The organism is Hoeflea sp. BAL378 (genome assembly GCF_000759435.1).
In the GTDB taxonomy this organism is placed as follows: Bacteria; Pseudomonadota; Alphaproteobacteria; order Rhizobiales; family Rhizobiaceae; genus Hoeflea.
Genome location: NZ_JRJG01000052.1, coordinates 1 through 21,177 on the forward strand (window position 1 = coordinate 1; position 21,177 = coordinate 21,177).

Sequence of the window (21,177 nt, forward strand, 5' to 3'; positions counted from 1 at the left end):
GCCTTCACCGTTGCGGCGGCAGGCCGCGCGGAAACCGGTTGACGAGGTCGATCGACGACAGGTCGACCTCGGTCGCCGAGCGGACGCCACGGCGGCGCGGCTCCGCGAGCGACCTCACCGCCGGGCCGGGCGAGGTCGCCACCATCGCAGGGCTTTCGCGCTCGCGGTAATGCTCCTCCTCCGGCGTGATCAGCTTGGCGTAATCCTCGACCTCGATCTCGGCCGGGAAATCGGCGTCGCCGGGTCCTTCCCGCACCTCGACCACGCCGAGGAAATCGAAATGCTGGATCATGTTGTTGATCTGGTGGGTGTAGCCGTCGGCGCCGAGCGGCTCGATCCAGGCCTCGCGGTTGGCAAACGCCTTGCGCCGTTCCGACAGCGGCCGGCTCTTGTCCATGACGATCTCGTAGTTTTCCTTGGTCAGCACCTCGTTGGGCACCCGCGCCGGCCAGAAGCTCGGCACATAGGGGTCGTAGGCCGGCGTATAGCCCGAGCGGCAGCTGCTGGTGTCGGTCTGCCACGGCACCGCCATCCAGCGGGTGATGCCGCCGGGCAGCTGGCCGTAGAGCGGGCCATTCGGGATCGTCACCGAATCGGTGGTCAGAACCTCGCTCTGCTGCGGCTCGATCCAGCCCTTCGGCGCGTGCAGGAAGCGGAACGGCGCCATGTACATGGTGCTGGCGCGCACCGGCCAGGTCATCTCACAGCCCGGATGAAACGCATCCGCCAGGCAGAATTCCAGCGCCGCGCGCGTCAGCATCTCGCCCTGCTGTTGCACCGGCAGCTCGTCAACCGCGCGCACCGGCCGCCGGTCCGGATCGTAATCGGGCACGAAATTGCCCTCGGCCCAGCGCTTGAGCATGGCCATCTGGCAGTCGCTCAGCACCGAATTCTGCCGCGGCGTGTCGGCGGGCGGCACGTTCATGGCGTCGCCATAGAGCCAGGGCCAGGGCACCGGCGAGACGCTGTCGCGGGTGAAATTGCGGAAATTGTTGTAGATGACCCGGCGCTGCTCCCGGTAGGCGGGGCTGGTGCTGGACAGCCAGGCGAGCGCCTCGCCGCTGGTCAGGTCGAAGGCGCCCTCCCAGCCGAAGCCGCCGGCAAAGCCGGCATTGGTCCATTGCAGGCCGGCCATGCGCTCGAAGATCGGCAGGATCTCGCCGGTGAAGGACGGCCGCTGCGGCGCAGGCAGCATCCTGGCCTTGATGGCGATGTCGCGCATCAGGTCCCACATGGTCCGCACCGACTTGCGCTGCGGCCCGTAATTGGGCGGCGCCACCACCACCCAGGCCGGCACCACCTGCAGGCGCTGGCCGTTGAGGATCACCTCTGCCGTCACCGGCCCGTCGGAGACATCGTCATACCAGCCCTCGTTGTTGGCGAATGTGATGGCGGCGCTGCCGTCATGGCTCTGGCTGCGCCCCATGCCGCCGAGCACCGTGAGCCGCGCCGCCTCATCGGTCATGATCTCGCCGAGATAGACCGGGATGTCCATGAAGGCGCCCTCGAACCGCTCCGGCCCGGCATTGGCGCCGTCGACGGACCGGGGCTCCGGCGTGATCGCCAGCCGCGTGCGGTCAGCGACGCCGGGATTGCGCAGCGTCGTCGGCGGCGCGTAATTGGCCTCGGGAATGTCGAGCGCAAGCTGGAAGCCGTACCAGGCCGCCTTCTGGTTGGCGAGCTGCACCGACCAGCGGATCTTGGCGTCACTGCCCTCGCCGGTGAGCTCGCGCACGATCTCGCCGCGGGCGTTGCAGCCATAGATGCGGAAGCGCGCGGCCTGGCGCTTCAATCGCATCTCCGCGTCGCGATAGCTGCCCGGCGGCAGCGGCGCCGGATCGATCACTTCCGGTCCGTAGAAGAATTCCTCGCTCGAGCCCACCCGCGCCACGCCGATGGCCGGATGGATCACCGCCTGGACGATGCAGTCGTCCCGTTCCTCGGGCATCGGTTCGGCGGCGCGCGGCGTGACCGGGTCGCCGATCAACTGGCCGTTGGCGGTCTGCCTGAGCTTGGCGCCGGCGGCATAGACCTCGCGGCGGACCACCGCGATCGAGGAGTCTTCGCTCGGCCGGTTGGCGGGCGGCACCCGCCAGATGTTGAAGGACAGGTTCTGGCCGTAGTCTGATTGGCCCCGCGCATCGATGCGCTGGCGCGGGATCACCAGCGTCGCGACAGGCCGGAACGGGCTTGCCTCTTCCGGCCACTCGACCATCGCCTGGTCGAGCGGCATGAGCGCCGGATCGGTGCGCATCTGCACCGACAGGGTAAAGCGGTACTCCCGTTCGGCGAGCCGGTTGGTCATGTCGGTCTTGAGGTAGTCGGTCGCGTCGTCGGGCACGTTTTCGGGCGGCGTCTCCGGCTCCAGCCGGTACTTGACGATCTCGTCGCCCAGGTGAAACGGCAGCAGCGCCCAGTAGGTGGTGGTGAGCACCGAGCCCTTGGGCGCGGTCATCGCGTTGAGGATGGCGTTGGTCTCGGGGTGCCGGGCGAGATAGGCGTCGTAGTTCTTCTGCACCACCCCGGCATAGGTGAACTCGACCATCTGCCGGGCGTCGTCGACGAAGAAGCGCGACGCCGCCTGCAGGATCAGGTCGGCGGTTTCGCCCTCCTCGCCGAGTGCGTTCATGCCCGGAACGCCGAACAGCTTGAGGCCGATGCCGAGCGTGCTGCCGAGATCGGGCGCCATCGGCGCGGTGTCGCTCGAAAACCGCATCCAGGCGGTGAGCCGCTCATGGGCGAAGATGCCAACGCGCAGATGCTCCGGCATGTCCGCATGGCGCTCGAGATAGCCGTGGGCGACGCCGTGCAGCTTGCGGAACACGGCCCGCTCAGCCGGAGGCGGGTCGACGCGGGTGCGCCGCGCCTGGCCCATTTCCACGAACATCTCGACCAGCCGTTCGGTCGAGGTCGCGTCGGTTTCGAAGCATTCCGGTACTGGCGGTTCCTTTTCCATGCCCTTCCCCTGATTTTTTATGGTGAATTTCCCTATATCTGGCAATGACTGAAAATTTAGCGGAAAACCTTTGCCTGGAAAACTGTAACATAGGAAATATAGCTGAATTCCGAAAAGTATTTTTCTTGCAAGAGAACAATTCTATACAGTTGAGACGTTTTATCTCTGAAAGAGTTTCGGGTGATTTCTCCATCCACCCAGATTTCGGTATTTCCTGTTCGCGGCTTCACCCCGCCGAGGTCTCCGTCCCGGCCAGGCCGCGATCTCGCGGCGGGCGCTTGATTGATCGGGCGGGAGATGGGATGGATCGGGACTGATACCGCGGAGACCGACCATGCGCCGATACCCTGCACGATGCTTTGCCATTCTGGGACTGATGCTGGCGTGGGATCAGGTCACGCCGGCAGCGGCGCATGAATTCTGGATCGAGCCGCAGGATTTCTCGGTCGCAGCCGGGGAAGAGATCAGCGCCGACATCCGCATCGGCCAGGATTTCAAGGGCGACGCCTTCCCCTATATCCCCTCCCGCTTCGCAGCCTTCAGGCGCCACGACCGCGACGGCGAGACCGATGTCGCGGGCACGACCGGCGACCTGCCGGCGCTCAAGCTCCTACCGCGCACCGAGGGGCTGACGATCTTCACCTATGTCTCGGTGGCCGAGCGGATCCGGTTCCAGGACTGGGAGAAATTCGCCTTCTATCTCGACTATGAGGGGCTCGACGCGATCCCCGACCTGCACGCGGCCCGCGGGCTGGCGCGCGATGACATACGCGAACTCTACACCCGCTGCGCCAAGGCGCTTGTAACGGTCGGAGACGCAGCAGAAGAGCAGGACCGCGCCACCGGCATGCGGCTCGAACTGGTTGCGGCGGAGAATCCTGCGACGCTGTCATCGGGCAAGGAGATCGGCTTCACGCTGCTGTGGGAAGGCGCGCCGCTCGCCGACACGCAGGTCGCCCTGTTCCGCCGCGGCACGGAGGGCGGCGCGGCCACCCGTGTTGTTGCCCGGACCGACGAGACCGGCCTGGCCCGCTTCCCCCTCCCCGCCGCCGGAACCTATCTGGCGTCGTCCGTGCACATGATCGAGGCGCCCGCCGACCGCAACGCCGACTGGGAGAGCTACTGGGCGTCGCTGACCTTTGCGGTGGAGTAGGACGCTGCGCCCTTCAAACAAAACGGCCCGGCTCCGCTGTCTGGCGGGGCCGGGCCTTGTTGGACGACAGCAGTTCTCAGAACTCGTCCCATCCCTGGGCGGCGCCGCCCGAAGCCACTTTCAGGGGAGCCGGTGAAGGCCGGCTGCTGACGCGGCTCGAAGGAGCGCTCATCCTGGCGGCCGTCTGGCGCAATGCCTGACTCTGGGTCTGGGCCTGCGCGGAGCCGGTGCCGAGATTGAACTGGCTGATGAGCTGACGCAGCGTATCGGCCTCGTTGGCGAGGGTGCTCGCGGCGGCGGAGGATTGCTCCACCATGGCGGCATTCTGCTGGGTGGTCTGGTCGAGCTGATTGACCGCCGTGTTGACCTCAGCAAGCCCGGTCGACTGCTCGCGCGAAGAGGTCGCGATCGCCTCCATGTGGCTGTTGATGACCACGATCACGTCGCCGATCGATTTCAACGCCGTGCCCGTCTCGGTGACAAGCTGGACGCCTTCGGAGACCTCGTGCGTGGAGGTCTCGATCAGGCCCTTGATCTCCTTGGCCGCCTTGGCCGAGCGCTGGGCCAGTTCGCGGACTTCCTGGGCCACGACCGCGAAGCCGCGGCCAGCCTCGCCGGCACGCGCCGCCTCGACGCCGGCATTGAGTGCCAAGAGGTTGGTCTGGAAGGCGATCTCGTCGATGACGCCGATGATGTTGGAGATCTGGTTCGACGAGCCCTCGATCCGGTTCATGGCCGCAACCGCCCTGCTGACGACTTCGCCCGACCTGGCGGCGGAGGCATTGGCCTCGGTCGCCACCTGGCGGGCCTCTTCCGACCGCTTGGACGAGTTGGACACGTTCACGGTGATTTCATCCAGCGCGGCTGCCGTCTCCTCCAGCGCCGCGGCCTGCTGCTCCGTGCGCTTGGACAGATCGTTGGTGCCCGAGGAGATCTCCTGGCTGCCATTGGTGATGCTGCCGATGCTTTGCGAGACGGCGGTCAGGGTATGCGCAAGCTGGACGATGGAGGTGTTGAAATCCTGCCGCAGCCCTTCGAAATCCGCCGCGAAGGCCTCGGTGAGCTGGAACGAGAGATCTCCGGCCGCGAGCCGCTTGAGGCCTGCCGCAAGCCCGGCCGTCGCCTGGCGCATGCGCTCGGCGGCCTCGGCCTCGGCGCGCTCCTGGTCGGCGAGCCGGGTCAGTTCGGCCTGCTTGCGGCTGCTTTCGGCCTCCGCTTCCAGCCGCTTGTTGGTGAGCGCCGCCTGGCGGAACACCTCGACCGCACCGGCCATGGCGCCGATTTCATCCGCGCGTCCGGCAAAGGGAATGGCCTTGTCGGTGTCGCCAGCCGCCAGATCGCGCATCGACGCCGTAATCCGTGTGATCGGCGCCGCCACGCCGGCCAGGACGAAATACATCGCGCCGGCAAGGATGAGACCGGTCAGGCCGAGCGTGACGAAGGTGATGGTGCGGGTGGTGCCATAGGCGCTGGCGCTGTTGACATAGGCGTCATTCGCTCCGGCGTCGTTGATATTGATGAGCTCCACCAGATGGGCCGAGGCGCTGTCGTACACGTCACGCAACTCGCCCTTGAACAGGATGGTGGCTTCCTCGTTCTTGTTCTGCCGCGACAGGTCGATGAGCTGGGTGTGCAGAGTGCCGTAGGTCGCCCACTCCTTTGAAAACCGGTCATAGACCTGGCGCTCGCCCTCCGAAGAGATGAGCCCCTCATAGGTCGTGCGGGCGGCGGCGATCTGCGCGGCAACGGCCTCGATCTCGCCTTCCGCCTTGGCGATCTGCTCGGGAGTCGTCGAAAGAATGTGCGCCCCTTCGGCGATCCGGTAGTCTGACGTTGCGGTATTGATCACATTGACGATCTTGACGCTCGGAAGCCAGTTGGTGGCGATTTCCGTGGTCGCATCGTTTGTCTGTGTCAGTCCGTGAATGGCAACATATCCGGTGACGGAACAGATTGCCACGATCAGACCAAAAACAGCCACAAGCGAGAGTTTGATGCTTGGACGTTTCATTTCGAGAGTCTCCGCTGAAAACAGATGCCATGACGAATGCCAGGCGCCAGAGAGATTTACTAATGCCGGGTAAAGACTTTTTGAAATGCGGTTACTATATTTGACCTAGGCAAGGGCCTTCCGCTTGAAAAAACTGCACAAATCGAAACAGGCGGGTCCTGGTCGCCATGCCCTGCCGCTCCGCTTGCATCCCGCTCTATCCCGCACGGTAACGGCCGCCGGACGACGGCGCCGCGCGTCCCCCTGGACGCAGATAGGTCGCTGCAGCTCCGTGAAGGAAGGCATGGGCGGTATCGCCCGATGGAGCCCGATTGGGCGCGGCAGGCATTGGAGTCCGGCGCGGGCTGCGGGGAAGATCAGCGGGTCGCGAAAACGGCTCTTGCCGCCGCCGCTCGGAGTCCGGACACAGACCGAAAGGCGCCGGGCCATCACTTCGCCGGGACCGGCTTGATCCGAACAGTCAGGCGAGCGGCATCCGCCTTTCGGCCATCGTCACGTACCAGCTACAGCCGAGCGGGATCGCCTCGTCGTTGAACTCGTAGGACGGGTTGTGCAGGTCGGCGCTGTCGCCATTGCCGATGAACAGATAGGCGCCGGGGCGTTCGACCAGCATTTCGGAGAAATCCTCGCCGCCCATGATCGGATCGTGATCGCGATGCGCCACGCCGCAGACGCTGAGCGCGGCCTCGGCCGCCAGTCCCGCCTCCCGGTCGTGATTGACCAGCGGCGGCGGACCCGACACATGGGTGACCTCCGCCACCGCGCCATAGGCTTCCGCCGTCATCGTCGCCAGCCGGTCGATGCGGGCGCGCACGAGCTGCTGCACCTCGGGCTCGAAGGTCCGCACGGTGCCGCGCAGCAGCACGGAATCGGGGATCACGTTGTAGGTGTCGGTCTCGGTGCGGAAGCCGCACACCGAGACGACCACGTTCTTGAGCGGATCGACATTGCGCGCGGCGATGGATTGCAGCGCCACGACGATGTGGGAGGCGACCAGCGTCGTGTCGACGCCCTTGTGCGGCATCGCGCCGTGGCCGCCGATGCCGCGCACGATGATCTCGAACTTGTCGGGCGCGGCCATCTGCGGGCCGCTGCGCACGGAGAATTCGCCCAGCGGCAGGCCGGGCATGTTGTGCATGCCGTAGACCTCCTCGATGCCCCAGCGCGTCATCAGGCCGGCCTCGATCATCGCCCGCGCGCCGCCGCCGCCCTCTTCCGCGGGCTGGAAGGCGAGCACGATCCGGCCGTCGAAATTGCGCGTCTCGGCGAGGTATTTCGCAGCCCCGAGCAGCATCGAGGTGTGGCCGTCATGGCCGCAGGCGTGCATCCTGCCGGGGATCGTCGAGGCATGCGGCAGGCCGGTCGCCTCCTGGATCGGCAGCGCGTCCATGTCGGCGCGGAAGCCGATGGTCCGGCCCGAGGCGTTCGACCTGCCGGTGATCACGCCCACCACGCCGGTGCCGCCGAAGCCGGTCACCACCTCGTCGCAGCCGAACTCCCTGAGTTTCTCCGCCACCAGCGCCGCGGTGCGGTGCTCCTCGAAGCGCAGTTCGGGATGGGCATGGATGTCACGGCGCCAGCCGGCAATTTCCGGCAGCATCTCGGCGAAACGGTTGATGACGGGCATGGGGTTCTCCGGTTGCTCTATTCCCCAAATTTGCGCCGAGTTGGCGGCAGTGGCAAGGGATGGGGATGAAACAGGGGTGGAGGCGGAGCGGAAACGACCGCTCTTGCCGCTCAGCGGGCGTCGCGCAGTCGTCCGATCCGTGCGAGGCAGCGCCCGCCGCCACTTCACGCGGGGCTCAGTGCGCCCGGTCAGCGATGATCCAGCTAAAGTCCGTGAGCAGCGCGCCGTCGAAACAGGCGCTGTCCGGCGTCAGCGGCGTCAGCAGGCCGTAGCACAGCGGTGTCTGGTACCCCGTGGCGCCGATGCCGGCGCGGACGTGGCAGTTGCGGCAACTGGTGGCGATCGGGTGGGTGACGCCCTCGATATAGGGATTGACCGATTTTTCGAGATTGCCGCTGGCGTCGGGCTCATAGGCATAGGCGTCGGTCATCAGGTAATGATCCCATGGCCCCGCCGCCTCGGGCAATCGCGGGCGGTTCTGCGCATAGGGCCCCTGGTCCGGGGTGCGCGACCACCAGACGCTCTGCAGGGTCCAACTGTCGATCTCCTTGGTGACGATGTGCGAGGCCACGGTGACGAGATAGTCGCCCACGCCGAACGGCCTGTCGGAGAGCCACAGGCTGGCGGCGTTGATGATCGCCTTGTCGGCGTCGCTGAACAGATCCCAGTCGGCCTGCGTGACCTTGTGATGATAGAACCGGTCGATCGACACCACATTGGCGCGCTTGCGCTGCGGCGGGATCTCGGCGCCCTCATGGGTCCTGACGCCGTAGAGATACTCGACGTCCACCCATTCGCCGTCGCGGCTCCTGCCGGGGTCGATGGCGACCACCGAATTCCACAGCTCGTAACCGGCATAGCCCGAGTAGAAATCCGGGAAATTCTCGGTCCACACCGGCAATGCCGTCAGCCCCTCGGCCGCGACCGGCCAGTACATGAGCTTGGTGGAGACATATTCCCTCGGCAGCTCGATGATTTTGTCGCCCGCCTTGAACGCGTCCTCGAGCGTGCTTTTCAGATAGAGTTTGCGGCCTCGAATATCCTCGTAGGCCTCCTGCGACAGGCTCTCGACGGCGATCATGATATCGCCGTTGTTGACGAAATAGCTCCCGTCATTGACCGAATAGCTGCCGTCGGAGGCCTGCGTGACCGCGTCGGGCCAGGTCTTGATGACATAGGTCGGCACCGGGTACTGCGGTTGCGGCGTGCTGACGTCGACATTGGCGCCGTCCGAGACCGGCAGCGGGGTTTCCGCCGTAGCGGAGCGGACGCGCCGGGGCGGCTGGGCTCTGGGCGCCGGCGCGCCGCTTTCGAGCGCGAAGGCCTGATGCGTCGTCTGCCAACTGAACCAGATCGGCCAGGAGTTCTCCTCATTGGTCAACGGCTGCATCATGCCGGCCCAGAGGTTCCAGGCATGGGTGCGCACCACCGCGCGGTCGCCGTTCTTGACGGCGTCGTCGAGCTTCTCGTTTTCCTGCATGTACTGGTAGAGCGCCGAGATCGGCTCGTAGGGCGGGCGGATGTCCTGCGCCGCCGCCAGCCAAGGCACCAGCGCCAGCGCGGCCGCCGCGGAGAGACATTTCAGGGAATACCAACCTGTTGCTGCCATGACATGTCCCCCCGGGATGGCCGGCGCTTCGCCGTCGCGGCCACGCCTGGAGCCTGGTGCAGGCCGGCACGGCTCGGGCGCGCCGGGCTTGCGCGGGAACCATAGCCGTACTCCGGCGGAAAATCAATCTGAGGCTGTATTCCGAGATTTTCTTCTACCGATTCTTCGCGGCCGGCCCCGGCCGCCGCCCATGAAAAAACCCGCCGGACCTGCGTCCGGCGGGTTTCCTGTTTCGCAGTCGGTCAGGCCCCGAAGACGGGCCCGGACCGGGCCTTACTGTCCGCCGCCCAGCGTGTGGACGTAGACGGCCAGTTGCTTGACCGTGGGTTCGCCCAGGCGACCCACCCAGGCGGGCATGACGCCGTGCTTGGGATTGCGGATCTGCGAGGCGATCTGGGCCTCGGTCGAGCCCTTGAGCCAGATGCCGTCGGACAGGCGCGGCGCACCGAGTTCCTGCAGGCCCTCGGCGTTCTCGCCGTGGCAGACCGCGCAGTTCTCCGTAAACACCGTCTTGCCGGCGTCAACCAGCCCGGGATCGGACGGGGTGCCGCTGAGGCTCACCACATAGGCTGCCGCCTGGTTGATCTGCTCGGGCTCGAGCATTTCGCCGAAGACCGGCATTTCCGACACGCGGGTGTCGTCGTCGCCGTCATAGCGGATGCCGTGGGCGATGGTCAGGTAGATCTGGTCGATCGTGCCGCCCCACAGCCAGTCGTCGTCATTGAGGTTGGGATAGCCCAGCGAGCCCGAGGCGCCCGAGCCGTGGCACTGCGCGCAGTTGACCTTGAAGGCGGACGCGCCGCCGGCAATGGCGAACTGCAGCAGTTCCTGGTCGCTTGCGATCTCCTCCACCGGAGTGGCGGCGATCTTTTCGAGCATGGCCCCTTGCGCGGCCTTGGCGTCGGCCAGTTCGGCCACCACGTCGGCGCGGCTGGAATAGCCCAGATACCCCTTCGTCGCTCCGCCGAACCAGGGCACGGCGGGATAGAAGAACATGTAGACGATGGCCCAGATGATGGTCAGGTAGAAGGTCCACAGCCACCAGCGCGGCAGCGGGTTGTTCAGTTCCCGGATTCCATCCCACACATGACCGGTGGTCTCGACGCCGGATACGTCGTCAATGTGTTTTTCGGACATGTCTCAGTCCTCCTTCAATGGGATTTGCGCGGCCTCGGCTGCGGCTTTCTTGGCGCCGGGCCGGAGCGTGAAGAGGATCACGCCAATGAACACGACGAACATGAAGACAAGTCCCCAGCTGTCGGCGAAATGGCGCATTGCGGTGTAGGTTTCCATTGTTCAGATCCTCTTACCGGTAGCCGGAGGCTTCGTCGTAGGTCGAGAAATCGACCAGCGTGCCCAGCATCTGGAGATAGGAGATGAGAGCGTCCATCTCCGTCACCACGGCCGGGTTGCCGTCGAAATCGCCGAGCTTGGCCTTGGGGTAGCGCTCCTCGATGCCCGAGGTATCGGCCGCGGGATCGGCTTGCGCGGCAAGGTCGGCCGCGGCGTTGGCGATCATGTCCTCGGTGTAGGGCACGCCGACGAGCAGGCTGGCGTTGAGATCGGCCGTGACATTGGCCACCTTGAGCGGGGTCGTCGCCAGGAACGAATAGCTCGGCATGATCGATTCGGGCACGACCGAGCGCGGCTCGATCAGGTGCTCGACATGCCAGGCGTTCGAGTAGCGGTTGCCGACGCGGGCGAGGTCGGGCCCCGTCCGCTTCGATCCCCACTGGAACGGATGGTCGTACATCGATTCCGCCGCAAGGCTGTAATGGCCGTAGCGTTCGACCTCGTCCCGGAAGGGACGGATCATCTGGCTGTGGCAGACATAGCAGCCTTCGCGGATGTAGATGTTGCGGCCCGCCAGCTCCAGCGGCGAGTAGGGACGCATTCCCTCGACTTTCTCGATGGTGTTCTCGAGATAGAAGAGCGGCGCGATCTCGACGATGCCGCCGATGCTGACCACCACCAGGGAGGAGACCAGCAGGAGCGTTGCATTGCGCTCGAGGATACCGTGTTTTTCTAGCAGTGACATGGTCTTGTCTCCTTACTCTGCCGGCTGCATGGCGGGAACGCTGCCCGGGATCGGGGCCTCGTTGCGTTCATGGCCGAGGATCGTCATCAGCACGTTCCAGCCCATGATCAGGCCGCCGGTGAGGTACATGAGTCCGCCGATGGCGCGGAGCAGGTAGTAGGGGAACATGGCCGCCACGGATTCGGCGAAGGAATAGACCAGGAAGCCCTGATCATTGTATTCGCGCCACATCAGACCCTGCTGGATGCCGGCGACCCACAGGACCGCCGCGTAGACGACGATGCCGAGCGTGGCCAGCCAGAAGTGCCAGTTGACCAGCCGCATCGAATAGAGCCGCGGACGGTTCCACAGTTTCGGCACCAGGTAGTAGATCGCGCCAAAGGAGATCATGCCGACCCAGCCCAGAGCGCCGGAGTGGACGTGACCGATGGTCCAGTCGGTGTAGTGGCTGAGCGAGTTGACCGCCTTGATCGACATCATCGGACCCTCGAAGGTCGACATGCCGTAGAAGGCCACCGCGATCACCATCATGCGGATGATCGGATCGGTGCGGATCTTGTCCCAGGCACCCGACAGCGTCATCAGGCCGTTGATCATGCCGCCCCAGGAGGGCATCCACAGCATGATCGAGAACACCATGCCGAGCGTCTGCGCCCAGTCGGGCAGCGCGGTGTAGTGCAGGTGGTGCGGACCGGCCCAGATGTAGAGGAAGATCAGCGCCCAGAAGTGGATGATCGACAGCCGGTACGAGAACACCGGACGTCCCGACTGCTTGGGGATGAAGTAGTACATCATGCCCAGGAAGCCCGCGGTGAGGAAGAAGCCGACCGCGTTGTGGCCGTACCACCATTGCGTCAGCGCATCCTGCACGCCGGCGAAGGCCGAGTAGCTCTTGACGCCGAGGAACGAGACCGGGATCGCCAGGTTGTTGACGATGTGCAGCATCGCGATGGTGACGATGAAGGCCAGGTAGAACCAGTTCGCCACATAGATATGCGGCTCCTTGCGCTTGAACAGCGTGCCCAGGAACGACAGCAGATAGGCCACCCAGACGACGGTCAGCCACAGGTCGACATACCATTCGGGCTCGGCGTATTCGCGGCCCTGGGTGATGCCCAGAAGATAGCCGGTCGCGGCCATGACGATGAAGAGCTGGTAGCCCCAGAACACGAACCAGCCGAGATCGCCGCCGAACAGCCGCGCGCGGGAGGTGCGCTGGACCACGTAGAACGACGTTGCGATCAGCGCATTGCCGCCGAAGGCGAAGATCACCGCCGAGGTGTGCAGCGGCCGCATGCGGCCGAAATTGAACCAGGGCTCGATGTTGAGATCCGGATAGGCGAGCTGGAAGGCGACGATGACGCCGACCAGGAACCCGACGATACCCCAGAAGGTGGTGGCGATAATGCCGTAGCGCACCACCTCGTCAAAATAGCCGGATTTGTCGTCGGCGGATTCGCCGGCAACGTGTGAGAACTTGATTCGCCGCAGCAAAAGCACGGTGCTCACCAGAAGTACGACGAACAGAACCCACATATGGGCCTGGAACAGGTCGTCCTTGGCGAAAGCCACGCCGAGCAACGCCACGAAGGCAAACAAGCCCACGGCGATTGTTTCGAATGCGTATTTCATGGTTGGAATCCCCCAGGGGTATCAAAACGGACCCGGGCAAACTCCAACATCCTGTCCCCTACGGACAGGCCGCCGCCCTTTGCCGGGCTGCGATCAATTTGCAGAGACGGCCGATTGTTGCCTTGATCCAAATCAAGGACGCAATCCGTGCTCCTCCATAAAGTAGTTACATAGAGGGCAACAACTCCGAATAAAAAGTCCTCACTACTGGGATTAACGCTTGATGACGGGTGATACTACAATCCGGCCGATGCACGGAGAAGATCCGATTGCGGCCCTGCGCAAGGCGCATGCAGAGCAGTTGCGGCTGTGCGACCGTCTTGAAGAAATCGCCGATTCCCTCCCCGACAACGTCATCCGGCAGAAATGTCTCTACGCCGCCGGCGCCCTGGGTCCGATGATCCGCAGTGTCCACCGCTTCGAGGAAGATGTGGTGTTCCCGCTGATCGCCGAGCGGCTGGCGGGCGACGAGCGAATCGAGGCGACGCTCAACCGGCTGCGCTTCGAGCACTGCGAGGACGAGTGTTTCGCCGAGGAACTGACGGAGGCGCTGCACGCGCTGGGATCGGGGACCGAGGACGTCAATATCGAGGCCACCGGCTACATGCTGCGCGGCTTCTTCGAGGCCATGCGCCGGCACATCGCCTTCGAGATGGAGCACCTCCTGTCGAAGGACACGCTGTCCAGGGCAGGCCTTCTCGATGCCGGCCTGCCTCACCCGCACGCTTCCTGATCCGAAGCCGGGTCCTCGCCGCTGACGCGGCGGCCGGGCCATGGGCTTTTCGCGGGCGCGACACCGCTGCCCGCCCCTGCCGGCCGCCGCGGGATGGCCCGCGCGGAGGCGTGGCTCCGACCCCCGATTCGGCATCCGGCACAACCTCGCCCGGGCGCTTTTGGGGAATTTTCCGCGCTTGTGGGATCCCGGTCACAGCCACGCCTGTGGACAAGTGTGGACAACGCGCACAACATCAGTGCTCGGTCGAATCGCGCCGCGTTCACGCTGACACGGCCGCCCTGCACCGCTATGCAGACGAATTGCCCGCATCACGCCGAGGATATTTGAGACAATGAGCGACGCCGCCCGCAAGATCGAACCGATTCCGGCCCGCGCCGAAAAAAGCCCGCTGTTTCGCGAAGCGCCGTCCAACATCGAGGCGGAACAGGCGCTCCTGGGCGCGATCCTGGTCAACAACGACGCGTTCTACCGGGTCTCCGACTTCCTCAAGCCGACCCATTTCATGGAGCCGCTGCACCGCAAGATCTACGAGGTCGGCGGCGACATCATCCGCATGGGCAAGACCGCCAACCCGGTGACGATCAAGACCTTCCTGCCGGCCGACTCGAAGGTCGGCGACATGACCGTGGCGCAGTATCTCGCCCGCCTCGCCTCCGAAGCCGTGACCATCATCAACGCCGAGGACTACGGCCGGGCGATCTACGACCTGGCGCAGCGCCGCTCGCTGATCTCGATCGGCGAGGACATGGTCAACATCGCCTATGACGCGCCGCTCGACATGCCGCCCGGCAGCCAGATCGAGGATGCCGAGCGCCGCCTGTTCGAGCTCGCCGAAACCGGCCGCTACGACGGCGGCTTCCAGTCCTTCAACGACGCCGTCTCGCTCGCTATCGACATGGCCGGCGCCGCCTATCAGCGCGACGGCGGCCTGTCGGGCATCTCCACCGGCATCTCCTCGCTCGACGCCCGCATGGGCGGGTTGCAGCCGTCCGACCTGATCGTGCTTGCCGGTCGCCCGGGCATGGGCAAGACCTCGCTTGCCACCAACATCGCCTTCAACATCGCCCAGGCCTATGAGGGCGAGGTCCAGGCCGACGGCTCGATGAAGGCCAAGAACGGCGGCGTCGTAGGCTTCTATTCGCTGGAAATGTCGGCCGAGCAGCTCGCCACCCGCATCATCTCCGAGCAGACCGAGATCTCGTCCTCGAAGATCCGCCGCGGCGAGATCTCCGAGGCCGATTTCGAGAAGCTGGTCGGCTGTTCGCAGATGATGCAGAAGATCCCGCTCTACATCGACCAGACCGGCGGTATCTCGATCGCCCAGCTCTCGGCGCGCGCCCGCCGATTGAAGCGCCAGCGCGGCCTCGACGTGCTTGTGATCGACTATATCCAGCTCATGACCGGCTCGGGCAAGTCGAGCGACAACCGCGTGCAGGAAATCACCCAGATCACCACCGGGCTGAAGGCGCTGGGCAAGGAGCTCAACGTGCCGATCATCGCGCTGTCGCAGCTCTCGCGCCAGGTGGAAAGCCGCGAGGACAAGCGTCCGCAGCTCTCCGACCTGCGCGAATCGGGCTCGATCGAGCAGGACGCCGACGTGGTGCTGTTCGTGTTCCGCGAGGAATACTATGTCAAGAACGGCGAGCCGCGCCGCTCGGCCGACGAGGTCGTGGCCGACATCAAGACGCCGGAATATCTCGCCTGGGAGGAAAAGATGATGAAGGTGAAGGGCACCGCCGACGTCATCATCGCCAAGCAGCGCCACGGCCCCACCGGCACCGTGCAGTTGGGCTTCCAAGCCGAATTCACCCGGTTTGCCGACCTGGCCGACAATTCCTACAACCAGTTCGTTCACGACGAGTAGGCCCACCAGTTGACGCTTCTCCCGTCCCTCCCCGACTCCGCCGCCACCACCCGGCTGACGGTCGATCTCGCAGCACTCGCCGCCAATTGGCGGCTGATGCGCGATCTCTCCGGCAGCGCCCGCTGCGGCGCCGCGGTCAAGGCGGACGCCTATGGCACGGGCGCGGACCGGGCGGCGCCGCGGCTGGCGCACGAGGGCTGCCGCGATTTCTTCGTGGCCGACGCCACCGAGGGCGCACGGCTGCGCCCGCTCCTGCCCGACGCGCGGATCTTCGTGCTCAACGGAATCTTCGACGCCTCATTCGCCGAGACTCTGGCGCATGATCTCGTCCCGATCGTCAACTCGCCGGAGCAGGCCGGTTTCTGGCGCGCCAATGCCGGCGGCCGCGATTACGCGCTGCATGTCGATACCGGCATGAACCGGCTGGGACTGACGGCCGAACAGGCGGCCGCCCACGCCGCGGCCGGAGGCCCTGCCCCGGTCCTGCTGATGAGCCATTTCGCCTGCGCCGACGACCCCGGCCACGCGCTGAACGCGCGCCAGATCAGGCATTTCGCCGGCGTCGCGGCCTGTTTCCCGGGCGTCGAGGCGAGTCTGGCCAATTCCGCCGGCATCCGACTCGGACCCGCCGCGCATCACCAGCTCACCCGGCCCGGCATCGCGCTCTATGGCGGCGAGCCGGTGACGGGGGTCGAAAACCGCATGGCCCCGGTCGTCACCGCCGAGACCCGGGTGCTGCTCGTCCGCCATGCGGGCGCCGGACAGTCGGTGAGCTATGGCGCCGCGCACGAACTCAGCCGCGACAGCCGCATCGCGGTCTGCGGCGTGGGCTATGCCGACGGCTTCCACCGCTCGGCCTCCGGCGCCGGCGTGCCGCTGCGCGCGCGCGTGCCGCAGGGCGCATCTGGCGCGATCGACGGCGTGCGCGTCCCGGTGATCGGCAAGATCACCATGGACCTGACCATGTTCGACGTGACCGACCTGCCCGAGGGCGCGGTGAAGCCGGGCGACTGGGTCGAACTCATGGGCCCAACCATCAATGTCGAGGACGCCGCCCGCGCCGCCGGCACCATCAGCTACGAGATGCTGACCTCGCTCGGCCGCCGCTACGAACGGCACTACCGGGACTGACGCCGCCGCCCATCGCCCCGGCGCGCAATTCCTGTCGACAAACAGGAACAAACAGTGGACAAACCGCCATCTTCCTGACACACCCTCGGCAACAGAAGGGATCTTGCTCTTGGCCAAGACACGCACCCAATTCGTCTGCCAGTCCTGCGGCACCATCCATGCGCGCTGGGCCGGCAAATGCGACGGCTGCGGCGAATGGAACACCATCGTCGAGGACGACCCGACCGGCGGAATCGGCGGCGGTCCGGGCGCGCCCGCGCGAAAGGGCCGGGCGGTGGCGCTGGCGAGCCTCTCGGGCGAGATCGAGGAAGCCCCGCGCATCTCGACGCTGGTGAGCGAGCTCGACCGGGTCACCGGCGGCGGCTTCGTGCGCGGCTCGGCGGTGCTGGTGGGCGGCGATCCCGGCATCGGCAAGTCGACGCTCTTGATGCAGGCCGCGGCAGCACTCGCAAGGCAGGGCCACAGGGTGATCTATGTCTCGGGCGAGGAGGCGGTGGCGCAGGTGCGGCTTCGGGCGCAGCGGCTGGGAGCGGCCGATTCGGGCGTGCTGCTGGCCGCCGAGACCAATGTCGAGGACATTCTCGCCACGCTCGCCGACGGCAAGCGGCCGGATTTCGTCATCATCGATTCGATCCAGACGCTGTGGAGCGACCTGGCCGGCTCGGCCCCGGGCACCGTCACCCAGGTGCGCACGGGCGTGCACGCCATGGTGCGCTACGCCAAGCAGACGGGCGCGGCCATGGTGCTCGTCGGTCACGTCACCAAGGACGGGCAGATCGCCGGCCCCCGCGTGGTCGAGCACATGGTCGATGCGGTGCTCTATTTCGAGGGCGACCGCGGCCATCACTACCGGATTCTCCGGACCGTCAAGAACCGCTTCGGCGCCACCGACGAGATCGGCGTGTTCGAGATGTCCGACAAGGGGCTGCGCGAGGTCGCCAACCCGTCGGAGCTGTTCCTGGGCGAGCGCAACGCCAAATCGCCGGGCGCGGCCGTCTTCGCGGGCATCGAGGGCACGCGGCCGGTGCTGGTCGAGGTCCAGGCGCTGGTGGCGCCCTCGAGCCTCGGCACGCCGCGCCGCGCGGTGATCGGCTGGGACTCCTCGCGGCTGGCGATGATCCTCGCGGTGCTCGAGGCCCATTGCGGCGTGCGGCTCGGCAGCCATGACGTCTACCTCAACATCGCCGGCGGCTACCGCATCGCCGAACCCGCCGCCGATCTCGCCGTGGCCGCGGCTCTGGTTTCCTCTCTCGCCGGGCTTGCCCTTCCCGCCGATTGCGTCTATTTCGGCGAAGTCAGTCTGTCGGGGGCTATCAGGCCGGTGGCGCAAACCGCATTGCGGCTGAAGGAAGCCGAGAAACTGGGGTTCGCCAACGCAGTGTTGCCATCGGGATCAGCCGACCTGCCGTCCAAATCGGGAGCTGGCCTGTCGCAGATGGAAACGCTGGCGGATCTGGTGGCGCGCATTGCCGGATCCAAGGGCGCGCTGGTGACCGAAGGCGACGAGGACGAAACCTGAACTCAGCCCATCCGGGCGCCCGACGCGGCGGTGGGGGCTGAGCCTGAACGGAACGCGATTTCATGCCTATTACCCTTCTTGACGGCATCCTGCTTGGCATCACCCTGTTTTCGGCGGTGCTTGCCATGGTTCGTGGATTTTCGCGCGAGGTTCTGGCCGTCGCGTCCTGGGTCGCCGCCGCCGCGGCCGCCTATTTCCTCTATCCCATCCTCACTCCCTTTGCGCTGAACTACACCTCGTCCGAAAAGGTCGCCATGATCGGCTCGGCGGCGGTGGTGTTCCTGATCGCGCTGATCCTGGTGTCCTATCTCACCATGCGCATCGCCGATTTCATCATCGACAGCCGCGTCGGCGCGCTCGACCGGACGCTGGGCTTTCTGTTCGGCGCCGCCCGCGGCGTGCTGCTGGTCGTCGTCGCCATGCTGTTCTTCAACTGGCTGGTGGCCGCCCCGAAACAGCCTGAATGGGTTGCTAATGCCAAGTCCAAGCCAATGCTCGATTCGCTCGGCACGAGACTGATCAACATGTTGCCCGACGATGCGGATGCAACGATCCTTGAGCGCCTGCGCGGCAAGGGTTCGGACGAACCTGCAGCCGAAGAAGCTCCCGCCACAAGCGGATGACCGATTCCGGCCCGGATCCATCCGGGCGGTTGATACAAGGGTTCAAAGCCTATGACTGATACTGGCGTGACACCGGTCGAAAACGAAGCCGATTGCTTCCATGACGAATGCGGCGTGTTCGGAATCTTCGGCAAGCCCGAAGCCGCCGCCGTCGTCACGCTCGGACTCCACGCGCTCCAGCATCGCGGCCAGGAAGCGGCCGGCATCGTCTCCTTCGACGGCACGCAATTCTCGGTCGAGCGCCATGTCGGCCTGATCGGCGACACCTTCACCAAGCGCTCCGTCATGGACCGGCTGCCCGGCGACCGCGCCATCGGCCACACCCGCTATTCCACCACCGGCGGCGAGGGCCTGCGCAATGTCCAGCCGTTCTTCGCCGAATTCGCCGGCGGCGGCTTCGCCATCGCCCACAACGGCAACATCACCAATGCGCTGACCGTGCAGCGCGAATTGCAGAAGCGCGGCTCGATCTTCTCCTCAACCTCCGACACCGAAACCATCCTGCACCTGATCGCCACCAGCGAGAAGACACGCATCGTGCCGAAATTCATCGACGCCCTGACCCGGCTCGAAGGCGCCTATTCGCTGGTGGGCCTGTCGGAGAAGAAGCTGATCGGCGCGCGCGATCCATTGGGCATCCGCCCGCTCTGCATCGGCGATCTCGACGGCGCCTACATCCTGGCCTCGGAGACCTGCGCGCTCGACATCATCGGCGCCCGCTTTGTCCGCGACGTCCAGCCGGGCGAAGTGGTGGTAATCACCGGCAAGGGCATCGAGAGCCATTTCCCCTTCGAGAAGCTGCCGCCGCGCCTGTGCATCTTCGAATATGTCTATTTCGCCCGTCCCGACTCGACCATCGAGAACCGCAATGTCTACGAGGCGCGCAAGAAGATCGGCGAGGAACTGGCCAAGGAATGCCCGGTCGACGCCGACGTGATCATCCCGGTGCCCGATTCCGGCACGCCGGCGGCCATCGGCTTCGCCCAGCAGGCGGGCCTGCCGTTCGAGCTCGGCATCATCCGCAACCACTATGTCGGCCGCACCTTCATCGCGCCCTCCTCGGCGATCCGGCACATGGGCGTCAAGCTCAAGCTCAACCCGAACAAGAACATGATCGAGGGCAAGCGCGTGGTTCTGGTCGATGATTCCATCGTCCGCGGCACCACCAGCCAGAAGATCGTGCAGCTTGTCCGCGAGGCCGGCGCCCGCGAGGTGCACATGCGCGTGGCCTCCCCGCCGACCATGTCGTCGTGCTTCTACGGCGTCGACACGCCGGAGAAGTCCCAGCTTCTCGCCTCGCGCATGTCGGTGAGCGCGATGGCCGATTTCATCCGCGTCGACAGCCTCGGCTTCGTCTCGATCGACGGCCTCTACCGCGCCGTGCGCGAACCCGGCCGCAATGCGGAATGCCCGCAGTTCTGCGACGCCTGCTTCACCGGCGAGTACCCGACGACGCTGACCGACCAGGGCGATCTGGACAATGTGCGCAGCCTCTCGCTGCTGGCCAACAACGGATAATCTCAGTCATGGCATCTCTTGAAGGACGCATCGCGCTGGTGACCGGCGCTTCCCGCGGCATTGGCTATTTCACCGCGCTGGCGCTGGCGCGCGAAGGCGCGCATGTGATCGCGGTGGCGCGCACCTCGGGCGGCCTCGAGGAACTCGACGACGCGATCCGGGCGGACGGCGGCAGCGCCACGTTGGTGCCGATGGACCTCACCGACATGCCGGCCATCGACCGGCTCGGCGGCGCCATCAACGAGCGCTGGGGCAAGCTCGACATCCTGGTCGCCAATGCCGCGGTGCTGGGCACGATTTCCCCCGTCGGCCATGTCGAGGCCAAGGTGTTCGAGAAGGTCATGACCGTCAACGTCACCGCCACCTGGCGGGTGATCCGGTCGGTCGAGCCGCTGCTGGTCAAGTCCGACGCCGGTAGGGCGCTGATCCTGTCCTCGGGCGTGGCGCACACGGCGCGCGCCTTCTGGGGCCCCTACGCCGCCTCCAAGGCCGCGGTCGAGACCCTGGCGCGGGTCTGGGCGGCGGAGACGAGCAAGACCGCGCTCAAGGTCAATTCGGTCGACCCCGGCGCCACCCGCACGGCGATGCGCGCCCAGGCCGTTCCGGGCGAAAATCCCGAGGCCCTACCGCATCCCTCCGAGGTGGCGGCCAAGCTGGTGCCGCTGTGCGAGCCCGGCTGCGCCGTCTCCGGCAAGCTGTTCCGCGTCACCGAGAACCGCTTCTTCGACTACCGGCTGCCGGAATAGGCCGCCGGCCCTCC

General features: G+C 65.8%; 16 protein-coding genes. 8 read left to right on the forward strand and 8 right to left on the reverse strand.

All coding sequences use genetic code 11. The features are described 5' to 3' along the window. Window positions 1-4: 4 nt before the first annotated feature. The gene (locus LL06_RS13230; protein WP_035527493.1) at window positions 5-2,956 is read right to left on the reverse strand and encodes a LodA/GoxA family CTQ-dependent oxidase; all 2,952 of its coding nucleotides are present in this window, start codon (window positions 2,954-2,956) and stop codon (window positions 5-7) included. Between the two features lie 334 nt (window positions 2,957-3,290). On the opposite strand from LL06_RS13230, the gene LL06_RS13235 reads away from it, so the two are divergent. Then, the gene (locus LL06_RS13235) at window positions 3,291-4,109 is read left to right on the forward strand and encodes a DUF4198 domain-containing protein (protein WP_035527495.1); all 819 of its coding nucleotides are present in this window, start codon (window positions 3,291-3,293) and stop codon (window positions 4,107-4,109) included. A 76-nt stretch (window positions 4,110-4,185) separates the two neighbouring features. Here the strand turns inward: LL06_RS13235 and LL06_RS13240 are convergent, their stop codons facing one another. The 7 genes from LL06_RS13240 to ccoN form a co-directional block, all read right to left on the reverse strand. Next, a complete protein-coding gene (locus LL06_RS13240) occupies window positions 4,186-6,120 on the reverse strand; it encodes a HAMP domain-containing methyl-accepting chemotaxis protein (protein WP_052161537.1) in 1,935 nt (644 codons plus the stop codon). Window positions 6,121-6,580: 460 nt separating this feature from the next. Then, window positions 6,581-7,747 carry a M20 aminoacylase family protein gene (locus LL06_RS13245; protein WP_035527498.1) on the reverse strand — a complete coding sequence of 389 codons (1,167 nt, stop codon included), beginning with the start codon at window positions 7,745-7,747 and terminating at the stop codon, window positions 6,581-6,583. Window positions 7,748-7,922: 175 nt separating this feature from the next. Beyond that, the gene (locus LL06_RS13250; protein WP_052161539.1) at window positions 7,923-9,356 is read right to left on the reverse strand and encodes a hypothetical protein; all 1,434 of its coding nucleotides are present in this window, start codon (window positions 9,354-9,356) and stop codon (window positions 7,923-7,925) included. 273 nt (window positions 9,357-9,629) lie between these two features. Next, window positions 9,630-10,493: a cytochrome-c oxidase, cbb3-type subunit III gene (gene ccoP / locus LL06_RS13255; protein WP_035527501.1), complete on the reverse strand. Its 864-nt coding sequence runs from the start codon at window positions 10,491-10,493 to the stop codon at window positions 9,630-9,632. A gap of 3 nt (window positions 10,494-10,496) precedes the next feature. Then, entirely contained in the window at window positions 10,497-10,649 is a 153-nt protein-coding gene (locus tag LL06_RS26410) for a CcoQ/FixQ family Cbb3-type cytochrome c oxidase assembly chaperone (protein ID WP_052161540.1), read from the reverse strand. A 13-nt stretch (window positions 10,650-10,662) separates the two neighbouring features. Beyond that, window positions 10,663-11,394, reverse strand: a complete 732-nt coding sequence (gene ccoO / locus LL06_RS13260; RefSeq protein ID WP_035527504.1) for a cytochrome-c oxidase, cbb3-type subunit II — start codon at window positions 11,392-11,394, stop codon at window positions 10,663-10,665. Window positions 11,395-11,406: 12 nt separating this feature from the next. Beyond that, window positions 11,407-13,026, reverse strand: coding sequence for a cytochrome-c oxidase, cbb3-type subunit I (gene ccoN / locus LL06_RS13265; RefSeq protein ID WP_035527507.1), 1,620 nt, complete (start codon window positions 13,024-13,026; stop codon window positions 11,407-11,409). Between the two features lie 223 nt (window positions 13,027-13,249). Here ccoN and LL06_RS13270 point away from each other — a divergent pair, with 223 nt between their 5' ends. The 7 genes from LL06_RS13270 to LL06_RS13300 all read left to right on the forward strand — a co-directional run bounded on the left by LL06_RS13270 (window position 13,250) and on the right by LL06_RS13300 (window position 21,163). Then, window positions 13,250-13,759: a hemerythrin domain-containing protein gene (locus tag LL06_RS13270; RefSeq protein WP_081963955.1), complete on the forward strand. Its 510-nt coding sequence runs from the start codon at window positions 13,250-13,252 to the stop codon at window positions 13,757-13,759. Between the two features lie 334 nt (window positions 13,760-14,093). After that, window positions 14,094-15,626 (forward strand): replicative DNA helicase, encoded by a 1,533-nt coding sequence (locus LL06_RS13275; protein ID WP_035527510.1) that lies wholly within the window; start codon window positions 14,094-14,096, stop codon window positions 15,624-15,626. A 9-nt stretch (window positions 15,627-15,635) separates the two neighbouring features. Beyond that, window positions 15,636-16,757: an alanine racemase gene (alr, locus tag LL06_RS13280; RefSeq protein ID WP_035527513.1), complete on the forward strand. Its 1,122-nt coding sequence runs from the start codon at window positions 15,636-15,638 to the stop codon at window positions 16,755-16,757. A 109-nt stretch (window positions 16,758-16,866) separates the two neighbouring features. After that, window positions 16,867-18,276, forward strand: a complete 1,410-nt coding sequence (radA, locus tag LL06_RS13285; protein WP_035527516.1) for a DNA repair protein RadA — start codon at window positions 16,867-16,869, stop codon at window positions 18,274-18,276. Window positions 18,277-18,338: 62 nt separating this feature from the next. Continuing rightward, entirely contained in the window at window positions 18,339-18,899 is a 561-nt protein-coding gene (locus tag LL06_RS13290) for a CvpA family protein (protein WP_035527519.1), read from the forward strand. 66 nt (window positions 18,900-18,965) lie between these two features. Continuing rightward, the gene (gene purF, locus LL06_RS13295; RefSeq protein WP_244447129.1) at window positions 18,966-20,417 is read left to right on the forward strand and encodes an amidophosphoribosyltransferase; all 1,452 of its coding nucleotides are present in this window, start codon (window positions 18,966-18,968) and stop codon (window positions 20,415-20,417) included. Between the two features lie 8 nt (window positions 20,418-20,425). Beyond that, window positions 20,426-21,163, forward strand: coding sequence for an SDR family NAD(P)-dependent oxidoreductase (locus LL06_RS13300; protein WP_035527524.1), 738 nt, complete (start codon window positions 20,426-20,428; stop codon window positions 21,161-21,163). Window positions 21,164-21,177 lie beyond the last annotated feature (14 nt).

Bases quoted from the DNA above. Each gene is read 5' to 3' on its own strand.
- LL06_RS13275 (WP_035527510.1), top strand. From the start codon at position 14,094: ATGAGCGACGCCGCCCGCAAGATCGAACCGATTCCGGCCCGCGCCGAA.
- ccoN (WP_035527507.1), bottom strand. From the start codon at position 13,026: ATGAAATACGCATTCGAAACAATCGCCGTGGGCTTGTTTGCCTTCGTG.
- LL06_RS13235 (WP_035527495.1), top strand. From the start codon at position 3,291: ATGCGCCGATACCCTGCACGATGCTTTGCCATTCTGGGACTGATGCTG.
- LL06_RS13290 (WP_035527519.1), top strand. From the start codon at position 18,339: ATGCCTATTACCCTTCTTGACGGCATCCTGCTTGGCATCACCCTGTTT.
- ccoO (WP_035527504.1), bottom strand. From the start codon at position 11,394: ATGTCACTGCTAGAAAAACACGGTATCCTCGAGCGCAATGCAACGCTC.
- LL06_RS13300 (WP_035527524.1), top strand. From the start codon at position 20,426: ATGGCATCTCTTGAAGGACGCATCGCGCTGGTGACCGGCGCTTCCCGC.
- LL06_RS13250 (WP_052161539.1), bottom strand. From the start codon at position 9,356: ATGGCAGCAACAGGTTGGTATTCCCTGAAATGTCTCTCCGCGGCGGCC.
- LL06_RS13230 (WP_035527493.1), bottom strand. From the start codon at position 2,956: ATGGAAAAGGAACCGCCAGTACCGGAATGCTTCGAAACCGACGCGACC.
- LL06_RS13270 (WP_081963955.1), top strand. From the start codon at position 13,250: ATGACGGGTGATACTACAATCCGGCCGATGCACGGAGAAGATCCGATT.
- LL06_RS13240 (WP_052161537.1), bottom strand. From the start codon at position 6,120: ATGAAACGTCCAAGCATCAAACTCTCGCTTGTGGCTGTTTTTGGTCTG.
- LL06_RS13245 (WP_035527498.1), bottom strand. From the start codon at position 7,747: ATGCCCGTCATCAACCGTTTCGCCGAGATGCTGCCGGAAATTGCCGGC.
- ccoP (WP_035527501.1), bottom strand. From the start codon at position 10,493: ATGTCCGAAAAACACATTGACGACGTATCCGGCGTCGAGACCACCGGT.
- LL06_RS26410 (WP_052161540.1), bottom strand. From the start codon at position 10,649: ATGGAAACCTACACCGCAATGCGCCATTTCGCCGACAGCTGGGGACTT.